Origin of the sequence: Actinospongiicola halichondriae (genome assembly GCF_049103745.1) — a bacterium.
Taxonomy (GTDB): Bacteria; Actinomycetota; Acidimicrobiia; order Acidimicrobiales; family Salinilacustritrichaceae; genus Salinilacustrithrix; species Salinilacustrithrix halichondriae.
In genome coordinates, this window is record NZ_CP171622.1 from 2,767,991 (window position 1) to 2,782,597 (window position 14,607).

Sequence of the window (14,607 nt, forward strand, 5' to 3'; positions counted from 1 at the left end):
CTCCCTAGCTGGCCGTGTCGGCGGGCATCGTGTTGGCGCCAGCATAGTGAGGGCCGGTCGTGACCCCCGGAGCCACCTCGTCGCCGGGTCCCAACGCGCCCCACGGACCGACGCTGGCACCACTGCCGATCGTCGCCTTCACGGCGACGGTCTGGACCACGTGTGCGCCCGGCCCGACGGCGGTGTCGACGAGGTGAGTGTCGGGTCCGATGTCGGCTCCTGCGCCGACGGAACAGCGGCCCTGGAGCATCGTCCCCGGGTAGAGGGTCACGTCTCGTTCGAGTTCGACCGTGGCGTCGAGATGCGTCCGCGACGGATCGACGAGCGTCACGCCGCGACGCATCCACTCGAGGTTGATGCGCCGGCGGAGCTCGCCCTCGGCCGCCGCCAACTGCACCCGGTCGTTGATCCCGTGGGTCTCGTCGGGGTCGGCTGCGACCATCGACGACACCCGGTGGCCGGCCTCGGCGAGCACGGCCACGATGTCGGTCAGGTAGTACTCACCCTGGGCGTTGTCGGGCTGTATCCGCCGCAACGCCGGTGCCAGCAGCCCACGGCGGAAGCAGAAGATCCCGGTGTTGATCTCGGTGATCGCCGCTTCTTCGTCGGTCGCGTCGGCCTGTTCGACGATCCGCTCGACGCGGTCGTCACGACCACGGACGATGCGCCCGTACCCCGTGGGGTCGGCCATGTCGGCGGTCAGGACCGTGCAGGCGCTGTCGCTCGACCGGTGATGCTCGACCAACGCCGCCAGCGTGTCGGGGCGCAGCAGAGGTGTGTCGGCCGTCAGGACCAGCACGTCCTGCGGCTCGTCGTACTCGTCGTCGGCCAGGCCGGTGAGACCCACGGCCGCTGCGTCGCCCGTCCCACGCTGGACCGTCTGCTCGACGAACTCGAGCGGCCGATCGCCGGCATCCTCGACCAGACGCTTGGTCACCTCGTCGGCACCATGACCCACGACCACCGACACCCGGGTGACCGCACAGTCGGCGAGCGCATCCAACACCCACACGACCATCGGCTTGCCGACGAGCACGTGGAGCGGCTTGGGACGGTCGGACTGCATCCGGGTCCCGTGCCCGGCCGCCAACACGATGGCCGACAGTGGCCGGCCCGACTGCGAATCGTCCATGCGGTCCGGTCTACCGCATCGAATACGCTGCCCGTCACCCTCCCGGGTAGTTCAATTGGCAGAACGCCAGCCTTTGGAGCTGGATGTCGGAGGTTCGAACCCTCCCCCGGGAACGTGTCGCCTTCGGCGACGTGACGAATTCGCCGCTTCGGCCTTCGGCGGTTCGTTGCGAGGCGACGGGCGCATCTACGCTGCGAACCACTATGGGTTCTCTCGTGAAGAAGCGCCGCAAGCGCATGCGTAAGAAGAAGCACCGCAAGATGCTCAAGCGCACTCGTTTCCAGCGCCGCGCCGCCGGCAAGTAGTCCGGCCCACAATCTGTCCGCGGCCGCTCGTCGGCCGCCGTCCGACGACCGCCCTGAGCCGATGCTCCGGGCGGTCGGTTCGCGTGCGGGTGGTCAGGGCCGATGGACCTCGAGTACGCGCAGCAGGGCGAGCGCCGCGACGAAATCCTCTTCCGAACCCGCAGGCACCTCCACGACGAAGCGTGTGACGGGATCCACCATCTCGGAACGGTTGCCACGGAACGTCACCTCCGTGACCAGGATGTCGGCGCGTTCGTCGACGACGGTCCCCGCCCGGTCGAGGTGGGCCCGCACGCCCGGCGCCGTCGCCTCAGCGACCACGACTTCGAACGTGGCTGCTCCGAGCACCGGCGCTGCCGAAGGCGCCGGACTGGGCGCGGACGACGCTGGCGCGGACTCCTCCGAGACGAACCCGCACCGGTCGAGCACCGACTGCGCCCATTCGACCGCGGCCGAGCGTTCCTCCACCGTCCCATCGAAGAACGCAGTGGTCACCGCCTGGAACGGGCGGAGCGAGTAGCGCAGCCCACGATGCTCGTCCGGACGCGACCAGTCGATCGCGGTCGACGGCGGCGAGCCCGGCAACGCATCCCGCCAACCGCAGCGGCGGAGCTCTTCGAGGACCTCCGTCGGCGGGAGCGTTCCGTCGTAGGAGAGGTGGATCGTCGCGACCCCGTTGTGCGCAGTCGTGAGCCGTGCAGATCGGCGGATCGGAGCGAGATCGGTGGGCGGCGCCATGGTGGTCCATCGGCATGATGCAGCGCCGACCCGAGCATCACAGCGTCAACGGCGGGTGAGCATCACCTGACGCGGACCTGACCTGGTGGTTCGTCCCCCAGCGAGGGCGTCGTGTGGACGACCAGACGCCCCGCGCCCGGGAACGAGCCGGGCACGAACCACGTCGACCCGCTGCCTGCCAGCACCGGGGTCTCGCCGGTCGCATCGCCGAACGCGTCGCGGAAGCGGGCCAGTTCAGGAGCGACCCGCAGCGCCGCCGGCTCCAGGTCGTTGGGACCGTCGACCGTGGGACCACCCAGGTCGTCCCACGCGCGGTACACGGCGGCGGTGTCGCATCGGATCTCCGGCGGCGTCGAGACGGTGAAGGTCATCGGCTCGTAGGGCAGGTGCTCGAGTTCTTCGCCGATCCCGGTCACCCTGGCCCTCCCCCCGTGGAGACAGAACGGCACGTCGGCCCCCAGACGGGCGGCCAGGTCGAGATCGTGCACGCCGGCCCAACGCAACACCGCGGCGGCATCGGCCGACCCACCGCCGAGCCCTCCCCCGGCGGGGATGCGCTTGTGCACGCGCACTGCTGCGGATCGGCCCGCAGCACGCAGGGCTCGGGCCACCAGGTTGTCGGGTCCGGCCGAGAGCCCTGTCGACTCCGGACCGTCGATGACCAGGGAGTCTCCGTCTTCGAAGGTCAGTTCGTCGGCGAGGTCGAGGCTGACCATCTCGGCGTCGATGAGGTGGTAGCCGTCGTCGCGCACGCCGGTCACCCGGAGCGTGCGCGTGAGCTTGGCCGGCGCCTCCACCGTGGTCATCGCGGTTCCACGAGCAGCGTCTGCGTCGACCGTCCGATCACGCCCTCGGCATCGAACAGCAGGCTCTCGGCCAACCCGACACCGTCGTCGCCGAGACGAGTGGTCGCGTCGAGGCACACCCACTCCCCCAGGGGCAGCCGATGGAGCAGGACCGTCAGATCGGGGTTGACGAACAGCACCCGATCCATGTCGAACAGCTTCGAGACGCCGTTGCCGAAATCGGCGGCGGCCACCACCCGCTCGAGCGGCGAGGTCTCGCGTCCGGCGACGAGCGGCACGGTGAGTCGGATCCAGTCGGTGGCCGGTCCGGGCGCCTCGAACGTGGTCCCGTTCACGCAGGAATGTTCGACGCCCCCACGGTGGAACGCCGGTGGTCCGGCGAGCGTCGCCGGGGCGAGTGGGACACCACTCTCGGGCGGTGGTGGGGCGGCGAGGTCGGACGTCCACCCGTGATCGAAGGGCTTGCGACGGATGCACTGGAGCGTCGCCGACATGACGGTCGTGCCGTCGGGGCCGGCCAGCGTGGCGTCGGCGATGCAGATGCGACGACCGGGGCGACGCACGACCGTGCTGACCTGCAGTTCCGCGAGCGGGACCGGTCGGGTGAGCTCGGCGGTGAACCGAGCGGGGAAGAACTCGAACGCCCAGATCGGCGGCGACGACGGCCTGCTCGAGCGCGCCGGCGAGCAGCGCCGACGGCGGGCCGCCGTGCAGTGCGCCCGGGTCCCAAGGGCCGACGGCCAACTCGGTGGGTTGGTATCGGTCCTCGCCCGATGGATGGAAGATCGCTGGGGTGTCGTCGGCGGCCACGTCGTTCATCGTGCCAGTCGGACCCAGTCGTCGAGCGCGAGTTCCTCGGCTCTCGCCGTGGGAGCGACACCCGCAGATCCGAAGGCCGAGGCGTCGAGGTGGTCGGCCAGCGAGCGGCGCAACATCTTGCGGCGTTGGCCGAACCCGGCATCGACGAGCGCGAACACGCGCCGACGAAGGGCGTCGTCGCCCGGCGGTTCGCGGCGTTCGAGCGTGACGAGCGCCGAGTCGACACGTGGGCGGGGGTGGAAGACCGTCGGCGGGACGCGTCCGGCCACCGAGGCCGATGCCCACCAGGCCGTCTTCACCGAGGGGATGCCGTGGGCTGCGTCGCCGGGCCCGGCGGCCAGGCGCTCCGCGACCTCGCGCTGGACGAGGACCACACCGCCGGAGACCTCCGGCGCCTCCTCGAGGATGCGCAGGAGGATCGTGGTCCCGACGTTGTAGGGCAGGTTGGCGGCCAGACGCCACGTCGGGGCGCCGGAGAGGAGTTCGTGCAGGTCGATCTCGAGGGCGTCGCCGTGGACGACGGTCACGGGCGGGACCACGTCGGCGACCACGGAACGCAGGACGGGAACGAGGTGGCGGTCGACCTCGACGGCGGTGACCGACGCTCCGGTCTCGGCCAACGCGAGCGTCAACGACCCCAGGCCGGGCCCGATCTCCAGCGCATGGCTGTCGGGTCCGACGCCAGCGAGGGCGGCGATCCGGCGCACGGTGTTCGGATCGATCACGAAGTTCTGGCCCAGCGCGCGGCTCGGCGCCAGATCGTGCTCGTCGAGCAGAGCCCGGATGCGGGCGGCGCCCATGGTCATGACGTGCTCCCGCGCGTGCTCAGAACGGCAACGTCGTCGTCGTGGTGGTGGTCGTCGTGATCGGCAGGGTCGACGACGTGGTCGACGAGGTCACGACCGACACGCCCTTGCGCGGGCCGGACTCGGCACGGTCGCGAGGAACATCGGACGGCGTGACGATGCGTACCTCGGTCAGCGGATCGGGTTCGGGGTCGCTGCCCGGGAGGTTGTCGATCACCAGGACCGGAACGGCCACGGCCGTCACGGCCAACGCGATCCACAGGCCGCGTCGTCGGCGGGCGCGTTGGGCATAGGGGTCGGGCACCATGTCGGTGGCGTTCATCGACCCTCCTCCCGTGCAATCGCGGCCGTGTCGACCACTGACGGTATTGAGATCGCGCTCTGGGCACCAACCGTCACGAGCCGAGGCGGTAGACGTCCGCGGCGTTCGCCCACGTGGCGGCGGCCACCTGCTCGACGGTCGAACCCGTCGCCGCGGCGAGCGCCGCACCGACATCGGCGACCCACGCCGGCCGATTCTGCTTGCCCCGGTGCGGTACCGGGGCCAGGTACGGACTGTCGGTCTCGACGAGCATCCGGTCGAGCGGGCAGATCGCTGCTGCTGCCTGGACGTCGGTCGCCGACGGGAACGAGACGATGCCCGAGAACGACAGGTAGGCGCCGCGTTCGAGGCACGCCCCCGCTTCGTCGGGCCCACCGGTGAAGCAGTGGAACACCGTGCGGTCGGGGACGCCTTCGTGGTCGAGGACGTCGAACGTCTCCGCCCAGGCTTCACGGGTGTGGATCACCAGGGCGAGGTCGTGGCGATGCGCGAGCGCGACCTGGGCAGCGAAGACGTCGCGCTGCGCGTCGCGCGGCGAGTGGTCGTAGTGGAAGTCGAACCCGCACTCGCCGACCGCGACGCACGCGTCATCGGCAAGGAGCGCTTCGAGACCCTCGATGCCCGACGCCGCCTCGTGTGGATGCACGCCCACGGTGGCCCACACGCCATCGGTCGTCGACGCCCGGGCGATCGCCGCCCGCGACGTCTCGAGATCGACACCGACATCGACGAATCGCTCCACACCGGCAGCCCTGGCGTCGGCCAGCACCGGTTCCCACTCCTCGGCGGGGAGGTGGCAGTGGTCGTCGGTCCAACGCAGCACGGGAGCGGATCAGCCCTTGTGTCGCGGGAAGAGCGGCGCGCCCTTCGTCACCGTGAGGCCACCGGGGTAGCCACCCCAGTCGGCGCCGTCGGGGAGTTGCTGCCCCTGCGGCTCGCCCTCGAGGCCGATGCGCGTCCAGATCTCGCGGCACGAGTCGGGCAGCGCCGGCGAAGCGAGGATCGACACGATCCGCAACACCTCGAGAGCGTCGCCCATCACGGCGTCGACCTCGGGGCCCGGATCCATCTTCCACGGCTCGTTGGTCTCGAGGTAGGCGTTCGCCTTCCCGATCAGGCGCCAGGTGGCGTCGAGCGCGACCGACGGCTGGAAACGATCCCACGCCGCCGCCGTGTCGCGGTAGGCCTCGGCTGCGTCGGCCGCGAGAGGACTGTCGGCTCGCGGAGCAGGGCCGACGCCATCGCACTTCTTCGCCACCACGGTGGCGACACGCGACAGCAGGTTGCCGAGGTTGTTGGCCAGATCGCTGTTGAAGCGAGCCACCATCCCCTCGTAGCTGAAGTCGCCGTCGGGGCCGAAGGGCTGGTCGTGCAGGAAGTGATGGCGGAACCCGTCGACACCGAAGTCCTCGACGAGCCGGGACGGGGCGATGTCGGTCAGCTTGGCCGCACCGTGAACGGTCTTCGACAGCTTCTCGCCGCCGAGCAGCAACCACCCATGGACGTGGACGTGGCGGGGCGGTTCGAGCCCGGCCGCCATCAGCATCGCCGGCCAGTAGACGCAGTGGAAGCGGATGATCTCCTTGCCGATGATGTGGTGCACTGCCGGCCACCACGTCTCGAATCGCTCGTCATCGGTACCGAACCCGATGGCCGTCGCGTAGTTGATGAGCGCGTCGTACCAGACGTAGAAGACATGCCCATCGGCCCACGGCACGGGCACACCCCAGTCGAGGCTGGTGCGGGTGATCGACACGTCCTCGAGACCCTGGCGCAGGAAGCCGAGCACCTCATTGCGCTTGCCGACCGGCTGGATGACCTCCGGATCGTTCTCGATCCAGTCGATGAGCCGCTGCTCGTAGTCGCTCAGCTTGAAGAAGTAGTTGTCCTCTTCGAGCATCTGCACGGGACGTCCGTGGATCGGGCAGTTGCCGTCGACCAGCTCCGCCTCGGTGTAGTACGCCTCGCACGAGACGCAGTACGGACCTTCGTAGGTACCGAGTTCGATCGCACCGTTGTCGTGGATCCGCTGGAGCAGCGCCTGCACGGCCGCGTGGTGGCGAGGCTCGGTCGTGCGGATGAAGTCGTCGTTCGAGATGTCGAGCAGCTTCCACGCATCAGCGAACCGAGCGGCGTTGACGTCCGCCTGCTCCTGTGGCGTGATGCCCGCTTCCTCGGCCGACTGCGCGACCTTGAGGCCGTGCTCGTCGGTCCCGGTGAGGAAGTACGTGTCGTCGCCGAGGAGTCGGTGCCACCGAGCCATCGCGTCGGCGATCACGGTCGTGTAGGCGTGCCCGATGTGGGGCGCGTCGTTCACGTAGTAGATCGGCGTGGTGACGTAGAACCGGCCCGGCATGACGTGGAGCCTACGGGTCGGTCGTGTTGCGGCCTCACTGGGATCGAGCTCGACCCCCGTGCCGTCGCGCCGGTGATTGCTCAGTGGTCGGGGCAGGCCACGCACGTCTGCGTGGTCGGGAGGACCTCGAGACGTTCGAAGGGGATCGCGCGGTTGCACCCACGGCACACCCCGTAGGTGCCGTCGACCATCGCGTCGAGCGCCCGCACCGTTTCCTGGACCGCGTCGAGGTCCCGCTCGGCGTCGATGCGGGCCGACTGTCGGGTGCCGGCATCGACCGACGAGTCGCCCATCAGCGCCCGGAACAACGACTCGTTCTCGGCCAGCCGTTTCCGGTGGTCATCGAGGCGGTCGTCGAGGACCGCCCGGAGCTCCTCCAGTTGGCCGCTCGACAATCCTCGACCGTCCGGTCCGCCGCCCTCGCGCTCACTGTCGTCGAATCGGTGATCGATGAACGATTGCATCTGTCGTCCTCTCTGCATGCGGCACCCGACTGATCAGAGGGAACCGTACGTTCGGTTCGGAACAGCCCCAGTGGCACCATTGGACGATCCGAGGGGTCGGTCGTTGTGGCAAGTCCACAGCGGGACGAGATCGGGTCACAGAGAACATCCCCGGCGAACACGCGGGTCGAAGGACCAACGCGCCCACGAACGAGGACGACGACACATGACGACACTGGACGAGAAGCTCGAACCGATCTACGCGGACGTCGTACGACGGAACCCGGCCGAGATCGAGTTCCAGCAGAGCGTGCGCGAGGTCCTCGACTCGCTCGGTCCCGTGATCGCCAAGCATCCCGAGTACCTCGAGCGGAAGATCATCGATCGGATCTGTGAGCCCGAACGACAGATCATCTTCCGCGTGCCGTGGCAGGACGATGCCGGCCGGGTCCACATCAACCGTGGAATGCGAGTCGAGTTCAACAGCGCACTCGGGCCGTTCAAGGGCGGACTCCGCTTCCACCCGTCGGTCGACATGGGAATCGTCAAGTTCCTGGGCTTCGAGCAGATCTTCAAGAACGCGTTGACCGGCATGCCGATCGGTGGCGGCAAGGGCGGTGCGGACTTCGATCCACGCGGACGGTCCGACGACGAGGTGATGCGGTTCTGCCAGAGTTTCATGACGGAGCTGTACCGGCACCTCGGCGAGTACACCGACGTACCGGCCGGTGACATGGGGGTCGGCACCCGGGAGCTCGGCTATCTGTTCGGGCAGTACAAGCGGATCACCAACCGGTACGAGTCCGCAGTGCTCACGGGCAAGGGGACGAACTGGGGCGGTGCTCTCGTCCGTGAGGAGGCGACCGGCTACGGGGTGGTCATGTTCACCGAGGAGATGCTGCGTGTCCGCGAGGACAGCCTCGACGGCAAGCGCTGCATCGTCTCCGGCTCTGGGAACGTCGCGCTGAACGCCATCCAGAAGGTCCACCAGCTCGGCGGAGTCGTCATCGCGTGTTCCGACTCCGACGGGGTCGTGCACGAACCGAACGGCATCGACGTCGACGAGCTCAAACACGTGAAGCAGGACCTCCGGAAGCGCGTGAGTCACTACGCGGAGGGTCGCGACGCAACGTTCGTGAAGGGTGGGAACATCTGGGACATCGCCTGCGACGTGGCCTTGCCCTGTGCGACGCAGAACGAGTTGACCGGCCGCGACGCACGAGCACTCATCGCCAACGGGTGCATCGCCGTCGCGGAAGGGGCGAACATGCCCACCACACCCGACGGGGTCGCCGCCTTCACTGCTGCCGGTGTCGCGTTCGGGCCCGGCAAGGCGGCCAACGCCGGCGGAGTGGCGACCTCGGCCCTCGAGATGCAGCAGAACGCGTCACGCGACTCGTGGACGTTCGAGCACACCGAGGCGCGGCTGGCCGGGATCATGTCGGCGATCCACAAGACCTGTCGTGCGACCGCCGACGAATTCGGCGCGCCGGACAGCTACGTGACCGGCGCCAACATCGCAGGCTTCATGCGAGTCGCCGACGCGATGGACGCGCTCGGGCTCGTCTGACCGATCCTGCGTCAGCGAGCGTTGGAGCACGGCGCGCCCCCGGATGTGAGAACTCGCGAAGGTGGCCGTCGTCGAAGTGTCGACATCCGACAGCGGTCTCGGGCCCCGGCGACACCACGCTGCCTCTTCGACGTCCGCTCAGGAGGCTGTACACGTGAACAATCTCGACGACGCCGTCACGACCTCACGGTCGGTCGGCCGGTGGACGACCGGTGGAGCGACGATCGGGGCGGTGGCCGTGATGACGATGACGTGCCTGTCGATCGCCCTGACCGATGCTCCGGTCGAGATCCTCGCCGTGGGCAGCCTGGGTGCCGGCTTCGGCGGAGTCGGACTCGGGGGGATGCTCGGCGCCGTGCTCGCCTCGGTGCCGAGCGACTGACCGACCGGTGGCCGACACGTCGTCGCCCGGGAGCGGGCCACGCTCGGAGGCAACCGGATCGTCGGCCCCATCTCTCGATGGCCAGACTTCCCCGATGCAGACCGGGATGACCATCTCCCAGCTGATCCGTTCCACATCCGGACTCGAGACCACCGAGTCACTGTCCCGCGGTGACGGACCGGACGCGCTCGTCGACGACGTCGTCGAGGTCCGCGGGGACGAGGACGTCCCATCATCAGCGCCGACGTCGGTCACCGTCGTGCCCGAGGCACTGTGGCCGACGCTGGCCCCGATCCTGACCGACGGGAGCCACGGTGCCGCCACGATCGTCGTCGCCGACCGCTCCGACGTCCGCCAGCGAACGTCCCCCACCGATACGGCGATCCCCGTGTTCGTCACCGACGGGTCCCTCTCGGCGAGCGCGGTGAGTGCCGCCGTGCTCCGAACGCTGCTCCGTGCCGTCGTCGACCAGGTGCGATTCGACGACGTCGCCGATCTGGGGACGGTCACCCTCGAGACGTTGATCACCGGCGAGCCCGCACGCCGAGTCGCCGCAACGGAGCGCGCCGCTGCGCTCGGTTGGGACCTGCACCGGTCCCGTGCCGTCCTGCTCGCGTCGATCGACCCGCCGGTCGACCATGCGTCCGCCGAGTCGGTGTTGGCCACCATCGCTGCCGCCGCGAGAGCGACGCTCGGCCCGGATGCGATCGTCTGGACCCGGGCGTCGATGATCGCAGCGCTCCTCGCGCCCACCGACCCGTCGGCGTCGACCCGCCGCCTGCTCGCCGACGCGCTTCGTGCCGAACTCGACACACGCGTGCGGTCGGTGACGCTCAGCATCGGCGTCGGTCGCTGTGTGACCGATCCCTGCGACCTGGCGGGCAGCTTCGTGGATGCGAGCCGGGCGGTCGACGTCGGGCGATGGGCGAAGGGCCGCCACGTGACCGAGCTCTACGACGAACTCGGCCTCGAGCGCCTCCTCGCTTCGGCAGCCCAGGACGATCTCCACGAGTTCGTCATGCATGCGATCGGACCGCTGATCGAACACGACCGTCAGCACCACTCGTCCCTGCTCGACACGTTGTCCATGTGGCTGACGCACCGCAACGTCGCCGCGGCATCTCGCGAGATGTTCGTCCACTACAACACGTTCAAGAACCGCCTCGATCGCATCGAACAGATCCTCGGACCGTTGCTGAACGATGCCGCTCGACTTCTCGAGTGCGAGGTCGCGATCCACGTGGCCCGGCACTACGACGGCTCGTGGACCTGACGTTCGAAGCACGCTCCCTCGCAGTCGGGAACCACGAATGGATCGGGTTACGATCTATTGGTGCGCGACCGTATCCCGTTCCTGTGGAGTCGCCGCCGAGGAGCCATCGCCGCGGTGGGACTCGTCGGAGGGCTCATCGGCGCGGCCTATGTGAGCGCCCTCCGCCTGCTCGAGCTCGCACTCTCGCCTGATGCACACAGCCAGTGGGTCACGGTCGGCGTCCTCGGCGCGGTCGGGCTCGCCATCGCGGTGATCACCCGAAAGCTGGGCGACGCCGGCGACGTCGAACTCCTGGTCGACAACATCCACGTCGCCGGCGGCGCCAACGACGTCCGAGCGCTCCGGTCGCTCATCCCGGTGTCGCTGCTCGGCATCGCCGCCGGCAGCGCGCTCGGACCGGAAGCGCCGCTCGTCCAGACGGCGGGGACGATGGGGACCGCGACCGGAGCGCGGATGGGGTTCGACCGCGACACGGTCCGCGTGCTGACCATCACCGGGATGGCCGCCGCATTCGCCGTGTTGTTCGGTGCGCCGCTCGGCTCGGCGATCTTCGCGCTCGAGATCCTGCACCGACGTGGCCTGGAGTACTACGAAGCGATGCTGCCTGCCATCGGCGGCGCCTCGATCGGCTTCTTCGTCTTCGCCGGGCTCAACCGCGTGGGGTTCGAGCCGATCCTCCACCTTCCCGACGCCACCACGGTCGGGCCTGCCGACCTCGGGTGGAGCGTCGTCGCCGGCATCCTCGGCTCGGCCCTCGCGGTGTCGTTCATCATCTCGGTTCGCGGCTTCCGCACGGCGGCGCGGCGGATCCCGACAGCGATACGACCCATGGTCGGCGGTGTCGCCATCGGCCTGTTGGCCGTCTGGTCCGGCGCTGCGCTGACGTTCGGGGAAGGTCAGATCGACGTCGTGGTCGCCGGCGGGCTCGCGACCAGCACGCTCGCTGCCGCCCTCGTGGCCAAGGTCCTGGCGAGTTCGATCTGTCTCGCCACCGGCTGGAAGGGCGGCTTCATCATCCCGCTCTTCTTCATCGGTGCCACCGCAGCGCAGTTGGTCCATGTGGCGGTGCCGTCCGCACCCGTCGGCGTCCTCGTCGCCGCGTGCATGGTGGCGACCAACGTCGCGGTCACCAAGACCCCCATCGGCACGACCCTCGTGGTCGCCGAGATGGGAGGTGTGCATCTGGTCCCGTCGATGACCATCGCCGCACTCCTCGCGTTCGTGATCACGAGCGAGGTCGGCTTGATCCAGACCCAACGCACCCGGGAGACGGCCGAACCATGAGCCCATCCCCCGACCGCCCCCTCACCGACCGTGACTACCGAGCGCTGGCGCAGTTCCGCCACGCGCTGCGCGTGTTCCTCCGGTTCTCGGAGGACGCTGCTCGTGACGCCGGCCTCACACCGGCACAGCACCAGCTGCTCCTCGCCGTCCGCGGGAATCCGGACGGGCCCCCGTCGCTCTCCGAGGTGGCGGATCGGCTCCAGCTCCGACGCCACTCGGCGACCGAACTCGTCCAGCGGGCGAGCGAGGCAGGGCTCGTCTCGGTCGTCACCGACTCCGATGACCGGCGGCGTCGACGGATCACCGTCACCCCGGCCGGGCTGGAACACCTCGAGCAGCTGTCCGCGCTCCATCGGCGAGAGCTGCGACGGTTCCGGACCGAGATGCTCGACGTCCTCGACGAACTCGACTGAACGTCAGCGAGCCTCTGCCGGAAACGGGTCACCGGTCAGCCGACGGGAGAGCATCGCCGCGATCCGGCCGGCGTGGACCTTCGCCTGGTCGGCCAGCGGCCCGCGCCATCCACCGTCGACGGATGCGACGAAGAGCACCAGCCAGCGTTCGAACATCGCTGGGGTGAATGGCTCGAGGGCGTGCACGCGCTCGTGTGGACGGAGGATGTGGCCGTCGTACCCGGGCTCCCCCAGCAGCACCCGACACCAGTAGTCGATCAGCCTCGGGATGTGCGCCGCCCAGTCGACCTCGGCCACCTCGCCGAAGACCGGACCGAGGAGGTCGTCCATCGCGATCTCGCGATAGAAGTCGACGACGAGGTCGTGCACCTCGGCGCGTGAGTCCAGATCGCTGGCGAGGCCGGGGGCACGGACGATCTTCATCGGAGGAACATTTTACACACCAACCGATAGAACTATCATCGAGCCATGCCCGGTATCGACGTCCAACCCGACACGATCTTCGACCCGATCATCACGCGCAAGGCCACGGCCGGCGCGGTGCTCGGACTCCTCGGGATCGTCGTCATCTTCGCCCTCGGGGTGCTGATCACCGATGGCGACCCCGCCGTGATCGGCGCTGCCGGACTGGTGGCGCCCTTCGGCGGTGCCGGCTTCGGAGCGATGATGGGCGCCGTCCTCGGCGCCATCGAGTCGAACGAGCAAGAGGAACGCGACGAGCGCGAAGCCCGCGACGGCTGACCCGGACCGTCACACGGCCTGGCCACGCCCGTCGTCGCCGGCGTCTGCCGTCGGCAGGTGGCGGATGTCGCCGGCGGCCTTCTTGGCGACCAGCGCCTCGCCCGGGCTCCGCAGCCCGGGGGCCTGCGCATCGCGCAGGCGGTCGACCTCGGCGAGCGTCTTCTCGAACACGCGGCGCCGGGTGCCACTCACCTCGTCCTCGAACGTCCGAGTGGCCGTGCCCAACTGCTTGCCGAGCTTGTCGAGCGAGTCGGTGAACTTGCCCCACTCGTCGGTGACGTCGCCGAGGCATCGCAGGATCTCGTCGCCGACGCGCTCGAGCCGGAACTGTTCGACCGACTGACGCACCACGGCGAGGACGGCGAAGAGCGTCGCCGGCGAGCACAGCACGACCTTCTGGCCGAGCGCGACGTCGAGCACGTCCGGATCGGCGTCGTGCAGGAAGGCGTACACCGCCTCGTTGGGGATGAACAGCAGCATGCAGTCGACGGTGTCGCGAGGATCGATGTAGCCCCGGGCGGAGAGCTCCTTGATGCGGCCCCGCACGTCGCGGACGAACGCCTTGGTGAACTGGGCCCGATCGCTGTCGGCGTCGGCGTCGAGGACCCGCAGGTAGTTGTCGATCGGGAACTTGACGTCCATCCGGAGCTCGAGGTCGTGCGGGAGGAGGAACCGGAAGTCCGGAATCGTGCCGCCCTCGATGGCGCTCTGGCGACGGAAGTTGACGCCGTCGACCATGCCCGCAGCGGCCAGCACGTCGTCGGCCATCCGCTCGCCCCACTGGCCACGCTGCTTCGGACTGGCCAGGGCCTGGCGGAGTGCATCGGTGTGCGAAGCGAGCGCCGTGTTCGTCGCCGTGACCTGCCGGAGGTTCTCGACCAGGGTGCCGTGCTGGTTCGCCGAGGACGTGCGCAGATCGCCCACCAGGTGGTCGAGTCGTTCGAGTTCGGCCCGGACCCCGGCCACCTGCTCGGAGAAGGCGTGGTTGCGGACGTCGAGCTCACGGGTCCCTGCGGCCAGTGAGTCGCCCAGCTTGTCGGCGGCGAGGTCGAGGACCAGGTCGACCGCCTCGCGCATGTCCGGCACCGGTGCCTGCTGTGGCCGGGACGTCCAGACCACGGCGGCGGCGATGGCGAGGAGGCCGAGGAGGATGGCGGCTGCGATGACGATGACCATGCCGCCCAGTATCCGGATGGGGTGTGACAAGAACGCGGATG

At 69.2% G+C, this 14,607-nt stretch carries 18 protein-coding genes and 1 tRNA gene; 8 read left to right on the forward strand and 11 right to left on the reverse strand.

Annotation, left to right across the window (positions count from 1 at the left end; all coding sequences use genetic code 11):
* Nucleotides 1-4: 4 nt before the first annotated feature.
* The gene (locus AB8619_RS13595; RefSeq protein WP_436793170.1) at nt 5-1,132 is read right to left on the reverse strand and encodes a bifunctional UDP-N-acetylglucosamine diphosphorylase/glucosamine-1-phosphate N-acetyltransferase GlmU; all 1,128 of its coding nucleotides are present in this window, start codon (nt 1,130-1,132) and stop codon (nt 5-7) included.
* A 40-nt stretch (nt 1,133-1,172) separates the two neighbouring features.
* Between AB8619_RS13595 and AB8619_RS13600 the strand changes: the two genes are divergently transcribed.
* Together AB8619_RS13600 and AB8619_RS13605 are read left to right on the forward strand one after the other, a co-directional pair.
* Nucleotides 1,173-1,245 (forward strand) — tRNA-Gln (locus tag AB8619_RS13600).
* Nucleotides 1,246-1,335: 90 nt separating this feature from the next.
* Nucleotides 1,336-1,437 carry a 30S ribosomal protein bS22 gene (locus AB8619_RS13605; RefSeq protein WP_432430365.1) on the forward strand — a complete coding sequence of 34 codons (102 nt, stop codon included), beginning with the start codon at nt 1,336-1,338 and terminating at the stop codon, nt 1,435-1,437.
* Nucleotides 1,438-1,530: 93 nt separating this feature from the next.
* Here the strand turns inward: AB8619_RS13605 and AB8619_RS13610 are convergent, their stop codons facing one another.
* The 8 genes from AB8619_RS13610 to AB8619_RS13645 form a co-directional block, all read right to left on the reverse strand.
* Nucleotides 1,531-2,175: a hypothetical protein gene (locus AB8619_RS13610; protein WP_436793171.1), complete on the reverse strand. Its 645-nt coding sequence runs from the start codon at nt 2,173-2,175 to the stop codon at nt 1,531-1,533.
* A 62-nt stretch (nt 2,176-2,237) separates the two neighbouring features.
* Nucleotides 2,238-2,981, reverse strand: coding sequence for a 4-(cytidine 5'-diphospho)-2-C-methyl-D-erythritol kinase (locus AB8619_RS13615; RefSeq protein ID WP_436793172.1), 744 nt, complete (start codon nt 2,979-2,981; stop codon nt 2,238-2,240).
* A complete protein-coding gene (locus AB8619_RS13620) occupies nt 2,978-3,544 on the reverse strand; it encodes a thioesterase family protein (protein ID WP_436793173.1) in 567 nt (188 codons plus the stop codon). The genes AB8619_RS13615 and AB8619_RS13620 overlap by 4 nt, the downstream gene beginning before the upstream one ends.
* Nucleotides 3,545-3,796: 252 nt before the next feature.
* The gene (gene rsmA / locus AB8619_RS13625; RefSeq protein ID WP_436793174.1) at nt 3,797-4,606 is read right to left on the reverse strand and encodes a 16S rRNA (adenine(1518)-N(6)/adenine(1519)-N(6))-dimethyltransferase RsmA; all 810 of its coding nucleotides are present in this window, start codon (nt 4,604-4,606) and stop codon (nt 3,797-3,799) included.
* A gap of 19 nt (nt 4,607-4,625) precedes the next feature.
* The gene (locus tag AB8619_RS13630; protein ID WP_436793175.1) at nt 4,626-4,928 is read right to left on the reverse strand and encodes a hypothetical protein; all 303 of its coding nucleotides are present in this window, start codon (nt 4,926-4,928) and stop codon (nt 4,626-4,628) included.
* Between the two features lie 73 nt (nt 4,929-5,001).
* A complete protein-coding gene (locus tag AB8619_RS13635; RefSeq protein ID WP_436793176.1) occupies nt 5,002-5,751 on the reverse strand; it encodes a TatD family hydrolase in 750 nt (249 codons plus the stop codon).
* Nucleotides 5,752-5,760: 9 nt separating this feature from the next.
* Nucleotides 5,761-7,284 (reverse strand): methionine--tRNA ligase, encoded by a 1,524-nt coding sequence (metG, locus tag AB8619_RS13640; RefSeq protein WP_436793177.1) that lies wholly within the window; start codon nt 7,282-7,284, stop codon nt 5,761-5,763.
* An 80-nt stretch (nt 7,285-7,364) separates the two neighbouring features.
* Nucleotides 7,365-7,748 carry a TraR/DksA family transcriptional regulator gene (locus AB8619_RS13645; protein ID WP_436793178.1) on the reverse strand — a complete coding sequence of 128 codons (384 nt, stop codon included), beginning with the start codon at nt 7,746-7,748 and terminating at the stop codon, nt 7,365-7,367.
* 205 nt (nt 7,749-7,953) lie between these two features.
* Between AB8619_RS13645 and gdhA the strand changes: the two genes are divergently transcribed.
* The 5 genes from gdhA (at nt 7,954) to AB8619_RS13670 (ending at nt 12,649) form a co-directional block, all read left to right on the forward strand.
* On the forward strand, nt 7,954-9,297 hold the full coding sequence (gene gdhA / locus AB8619_RS13650; protein ID WP_436793179.1) for an NADP-specific glutamate dehydrogenase: 1,344 nt from the start codon (nt 7,954-7,956) through the stop codon (nt 9,295-9,297).
* Nucleotides 9,298-9,451: 154 nt separating this feature from the next.
* Nucleotides 9,452-9,679, forward strand: a complete 228-nt coding sequence (locus tag AB8619_RS13655) for a hypothetical protein (protein ID WP_436793180.1) — start codon at nt 9,452-9,454, stop codon at nt 9,677-9,679.
* 94 nt (nt 9,680-9,773) lie between these two features.
* Complete coding sequence (locus tag AB8619_RS13660) at nt 9,774-10,952, forward strand: PucR family transcriptional regulator (protein WP_436793181.1); 1,179 nt, start codon at nt 9,774-9,776, stop codon at nt 10,950-10,952.
* A 60-nt stretch (nt 10,953-11,012) separates the two neighbouring features.
* Nucleotides 11,013-12,236 (forward strand): chloride channel protein, encoded by a 1,224-nt coding sequence (locus AB8619_RS13665; protein WP_436793182.1) that lies wholly within the window; start codon nt 11,013-11,015, stop codon nt 12,234-12,236.
* Nucleotides 12,233-12,649: a MarR family winged helix-turn-helix transcriptional regulator gene (locus AB8619_RS13670; protein ID WP_436793183.1), complete on the forward strand. Its 417-nt coding sequence runs from the start codon at nt 12,233-12,235 to the stop codon at nt 12,647-12,649. Before AB8619_RS13665 ends, AB8619_RS13670 begins: the two co-directional genes overlap by 4 nt.
* A gap of 3 nt (nt 12,650-12,652) precedes the next feature.
* Here AB8619_RS13670 and AB8619_RS13675 read toward each other — a convergent pair whose 3' ends face one another.
* Nucleotides 12,653-13,072, reverse strand: coding sequence for a group III truncated hemoglobin (locus tag AB8619_RS13675; protein ID WP_436793184.1), 420 nt, complete (start codon nt 13,070-13,072; stop codon nt 12,653-12,655).
* 45 nt (nt 13,073-13,117) lie between these two features.
* Here AB8619_RS13675 and AB8619_RS13680 point away from each other — a divergent pair, with 45 nt between their 5' ends.
* On the forward strand, nt 13,118-13,390 hold the full coding sequence (locus AB8619_RS13680; protein WP_436793185.1) for a hypothetical protein: 273 nt from the start codon (nt 13,118-13,120) through the stop codon (nt 13,388-13,390).
* Nucleotides 13,391-13,399: 9 nt separating this feature from the next.
* On the opposite strand, the gene AB8619_RS13685 is transcribed toward AB8619_RS13680, so the two are convergent.
* Nucleotides 13,400-14,566 (reverse strand): DNA recombination protein RmuC, encoded by a 1,167-nt coding sequence (locus AB8619_RS13685; protein ID WP_436793186.1) that lies wholly within the window; start codon nt 14,564-14,566, stop codon nt 13,400-13,402.
* Nucleotides 14,567-14,607: the final 41 nt, after the last annotated feature.